Source organism: Dyella japonica DSM 16301 (genome assembly GCF_001010355.1).
Classification (GTDB): Bacteria; Pseudomonadota; Gammaproteobacteria; order Xanthomonadales; family Rhodanobacteraceae; genus Dyella; species Dyella japonica.
In genome coordinates this window covers 1-4,412 of the sequence record NZ_JPLA01000055.1, presented here as the reverse complement: position 1 = coordinate 4,412, position 4,412 = coordinate 1, and the positions used below count along the sequence as shown (strand labels likewise).

Sequence of the window (4,412 nt, the reverse complement as noted above, 5' to 3'; positions counted from 1 at the left end):
CTCACCACGCTCAGCCAGAAGATCGAGAACTACGCGCTCGACAACGGCGCCCCGCCGCAGCAGCTGCAGGACCTGATGGTGAAACCGGCCAACGCGCGCAACTGGCAGGGACCGTATGCGAAGGAGTCGGAGCTGCACGATCCGTGGGGCCATGAGTTTGGCTACAAGGCGCCGGGCGATCACGGTGCGTTCGACCTGATCTTCTACGGCCAGGACGGCAAGCCCGGCGGCGACGGCTACAGCGCCGACGTGGGCAACTGGCAGTAAGCATGCGAGAGATAGCGCCACGCACTTTGATCCACCGCACTTCGCGTGCGGCGCGTGGCTTTACCTTGCTCGAAATGCTCGCCGTGATCCTGCTGATCGGCATCGCGGCGGCCGCCGTCGCGGTGTCGGTGACGCAAGGACTGGCCAGTGCGCGCGTCAACGCCGCCAGCGGTGAACTGGCCGCTGCACTGCGCGGCGTGCGCACGCAGGCCATCGTGCACGGCAACGAACATACCTTCGATGTGGATACGCGCGACAACACCTATCGCGCGGACAACGGCCCCAGCGTGCGCCTGCCCTCGGGCATGAAGCTGGGCATCACCAGCGCGAAGGAAGACCAGGTCAACAGTTACACCGGGCGCATCCGCTTCTTCCCTGATGGCAGCTCCACCGGCGGCCACATCACGCTGCAGCGCGAACGGCGCCAGTGGCGCGTGAACGTGTCGTGGTTGACTGGCGCGGTCAGTGTGGCCGACATGAGTGCGAAGCGATGAAGCGGCATGCGCGCGGCTTCAGCCTGCTGGAGGTGATCTCCGCCATCCTGCTGCTGGCGATTGCGTTTGCCGCGCTGCTGCACGTGGCAGGCGCTTCACTTCATCTCGCCGATCAATCGGGCCAGGTCAGCCGGGCCGATATGTGGGCACAAGCGAAGCTGGACGCCTTGGGTGTGGCCGAGCCGCTGGTCGCCGGCGAAAGCGATGGCGACTTTGGAACGGACTATCGTTGGCACCTGCGCGTCGCTCCCTGGCAGGACGACGATCCGCCTGCGGGAAGTCCGCTCACCCTCTATCGCGTCGATCTCGACGTGCAGTGGGGTTCGCAGCGTCGTCCGCACGTCATTCACTACACCACGCTACGGTCTATCGACAACGGCGTAGCCTCCGCACGGAGCACGCGATGAAGCGCACGCGCGGCTTCAGCCTGCTGGAAGTGCTCAGTGCGCTTGCCTTGCTCAGCATCCTGCTGGTGGGTGTGTTGTCCGGCATACGGACTGCCACGCATATGGTCAGCGCCGGCTCGCGTGCGATGGAGAAGGTGGACGAGGCCCGCTCCGTCCAGCGCTTCATTCGCCACGACCTGCTTCAGGCTCGCGCCATTCCGTGGAAAGTGGATGGCAAGGGCCTGCCCATCGTGTTCGAAGGCGACGAGCATCGCCTTCAGTTTGTGGGTCCCTTGCCCGGCTATCTCGATCGCAACGGCCCTCAATTGCAGACCCTGGCGATGGTCAAGGATGGCAACGGTACGCTCCGGATCGAACTGAGCAGCGACGGCATGAGCCCGACGGGCGCATCGCATGGCATCGGATTCACTCCGGAGCCACTGGCCGATGGCATCAGCCAGGGGCGCTTTCGCTACTACGGCCGCGCGGATGACAAATCGCCCCGCAAATGGCGCGATCAATGGCATATCCCAGGTCGCATGCCCGACCTGGTCAGCGTGGAACTGGCGCGCGGCGACAAGGATAGGACCTGGCTACTGGTGCAGACGCCGATTCGCCAAAGCCCCGAAGCCCTGAACAGTCGCGCACTGGCCCGGCTGTTGCCCAACGCAACGCAATATTGATGGCACAAAAATGTCGTCTTGCACTGCAATGCTGGGTTCTCTGCACGACGTAAAGTCGAGTGCCCACGGGAGGACAAGGATGCCCGCAGGTCGGTCAGGTCGCTTCAAGCATCGCGAGCACGGCATCGCCTTGCTGGTCGTGCTATGGGCGTGCACCTTGCTGGCAATCCTGCTCGGCGGCTTCGCCACGCTGGCGCACACGGAAGCGACGCAGACACGCTACCTGGCCACGCGCGCGCAATTGCGCTATCTCGCCGAAGCGGGCGTGATGCGTGCCGTCGCGGAAATCACTACCAAGAATGGCGGGCGATGGGTGGGCGACGGTCGCCCTTATGGCATGAGCATCGACGGGCAACAGGTCGATGTCCGCATCGTCGATGATCTGGGCAAGATCGATATCAACGCGGCGGATCCCGCCGTACTGAAGAATCTGTTTATCGCGGCAGGCCTTGATCCTGTCGCAGCATCGACACTGGCGGACAACGTGCGCGAATCGCGCGATCCTTCCGGCGCCTTCAATCGGGAAGAGGGTACACAGCGCTATGCCCAGGCTGGCCTGACGCAGGGCCCGCGCTATAGCCAGTTCAATATGCCCGACGAGATCCAGTCGGTGCTGGGGATGACGCCCACGCTGTACCGAAAAATTGCGCCAGTGCTGACCGTCTGGTCGCATCGCCAGACACCGGCGGCGGCTTTTGCACCCACGCTGGCGCTGGCAGCGCTGCCTGGCATGGACACGGCGTCGGCCACGCGATTTATCTCGCTGAGAGGCTCTTTGAATACAAGGATGCCGCTGCCGGCGCTGCCCAATGGCATGCCCATGGGGCCCACGCGCGGCGGCACGGTGCGAACGATCGTCGCATCGGCATCGTCGCCCGACGGCACCATCTCACGTGTCAGCGCCACGATCCGACTGGAACATCTGCCGGGTCGTCCAAGCTACTCCGTGCTTCGCTGGCAAGAGGATGCTGTCGAATGAATGCCTCCATAAAGGCCTGGCACACCGCGGTGGCACAGCTCTGGCAACGCTCGCCGGCAACACCGCTGTGGCGTTGGTGGCTGGGGGAGTTGGCGTCGCTGTTGCCACGTCCGTTGTTGCAAGCATTCACCAGCGGAATCGAGTGGCATGCCATGGAATGGATGGATGGGGAGTGGCAGCTACGCGCCATGCATGCTTCGGCGCCAGTGGCGCGCTGGAACGACGCGCTGTTGATCGAGCAGCAACAGGCGTTGATCAGAGCGGCACTCGCCAACGTGCCGCAGGACGCGCTGCGCCTGGCCTTCCTCGTCCCCGATGCTTGGGTTTTGCGCCGCCACATGAGTTTTCCGGCAGCTGCACGCGATCAATTGAAGCGGGTGGCCGCCTTCGAGATCGATCGACAGACGCCGTTTCGTGCTGCGCAGGTCTTCCATGATATCGGCCAGGTCACAGTGACAGCCAACGGTACGCAGTTGCAGACCGAGCTGGTGGCGGTGCCGCGTTCCCTGATCGATCCGCTGTTGGCGAGACTGCGCGAGCTCGGCGTCGTGCTGGATGCGATGGATATTGGCGTCAACGGCGCGCGTCTTGGCGTGAACCTGCTACCCGCCAGCGACAAACCACGACGCATCAATCGCCGGTTTCGCCTGAATCTTGGCCTGATGGCCGGTGCACTTCTGTTGCTCATCCTTTCCATGCTGCAGTGGGTACACAACCGCGAATCCGCGCTGGATGTCATGCGAGGTGAAGTAGATCGCATGAAGACCGAGGTACAGGCCGTTAGTGCCTTGCGTCAGACCTTGCAGGACCACGCGGGCGCTACGGGATTCCTGGCTCAACGCAAAAGGAATGGCGCGACGGCTTTGTCGATCCTGCAGGATCTATCTGCGCGACTTCCGCAGAATGCCTGGCTGGAGCGCCTGAGTATCGATCACGGCGGCCAGATCGGCATGCAGGGGCAGGGCACGCAAGCAGCGTCGTTGCTGGAAGCGCTGAAGGGATCGGCATCGCTTGCTGAGCCAGCCTTCCAGGGATCGATACAGAAGGACCCATCCACCGGTAAGGAACGTTTCTTCATGGTGGCGCAGCTGCGCAAGCCCTCCGACGCCAAGCAAAAAGCGCCGGCCGCAGCAGGAAGCACGCCATGAAGCTGACCACACTCAATCCTCGCGAGAGCCGCATCGCTGCCGTGCTGTTGCTGCTGGTGGGGCTGGTCATCGCGTACTTCGCGCTGCTGCACTGGTGGTTCGTCGCGCCGCTGCAATCCATTCACGCCGAGATGGACGACCTGCGCGACACGCATGCGCGTTACGCCGCCGCGATCGCCGAAAAGCCGCAACTGCAACAGCGCATTGCCGCGATGGGCGCAGGGCAGGCCGCCAGTCACGCCTTCCTGCCGGAAGATGATCCGAACGCCGCCGCGGCCGGCCTGATGCAGCGCGTGGTCGANNATGCCGGTGACCAATCCCCCAGCCGCGCCCGATGAGCCGTATCGCAAAGTGGCCGTGAGCATCACCCTGCGCTGCGATGTGCAGCCACTGGCCGAAACCCTGCACGACCTGGAGCAAGGCACGCCATATCTGTTCGTCGATGACCTGAGCAT

The 4,412-nt window shown here is 63.8% G+C and carries 6 protein-coding genes and 1 pseudogene; all 7 read left to right on the top strand.

Going from position 1 to position 4,412, the window contains the following annotated elements:
- The coding region (locus Y882_RS17100; protein WP_046973166.1) for a type II secretion system protein GspG at positions 1-267 on the top strand (267 nt) is incomplete at its 5' end.
- A gap of 2 nt (positions 268-269) precedes the next feature.
- Entirely contained in the window at positions 270-761 is a 492-nt protein-coding gene (locus Y882_RS17095) for a GspH/FimT family pseudopilin (protein ID WP_046973165.1), read from the top strand.
- Positions 758-1,168 (top strand): prepilin-type N-terminal cleavage/methylation domain-containing protein, encoded by a 411-nt coding sequence (locus Y882_RS17090; protein WP_046973164.1) that lies wholly within the window; start codon positions 758-760, stop codon positions 1,166-1,168. Before Y882_RS17095 ends, Y882_RS17090 begins: the two co-directional genes overlap by 4 nt.
- Positions 1,165-1,830, top strand: coding sequence for a prepilin-type N-terminal cleavage/methylation domain-containing protein (locus Y882_RS17085; protein ID WP_046973163.1), 666 nt, complete (start codon positions 1,165-1,167; stop codon positions 1,828-1,830). Before Y882_RS17090 ends, Y882_RS17085 begins: the two co-directional genes overlap by 4 nt.
- Before the next feature lie 79 nt (positions 1,831-1,909).
- Complete coding sequence (locus tag Y882_RS17080; RefSeq protein WP_046973162.1) at positions 1,910-2,809, top strand: type II secretion system minor pseudopilin; 900 nt, start codon at positions 1,910-1,912, stop codon at positions 2,807-2,809.
- Positions 2,806-3,957 (top strand): PilN domain-containing protein, encoded by a 1,152-nt coding sequence (locus tag Y882_RS17075; RefSeq protein ID WP_046973161.1) that lies wholly within the window; start codon positions 2,806-2,808, stop codon positions 3,955-3,957. The genes Y882_RS17080 and Y882_RS17075 overlap by 4 nt, the downstream gene beginning before the upstream one ends.
- Positions 3,954-4,412, top strand: a pseudogene (gspM, locus tag Y882_RS17070) (type II secretion system protein GspM); the annotation flags it as partial. The gene Y882_RS17075 and the pseudogene gspM, both read left to right, overlap by 4 nt.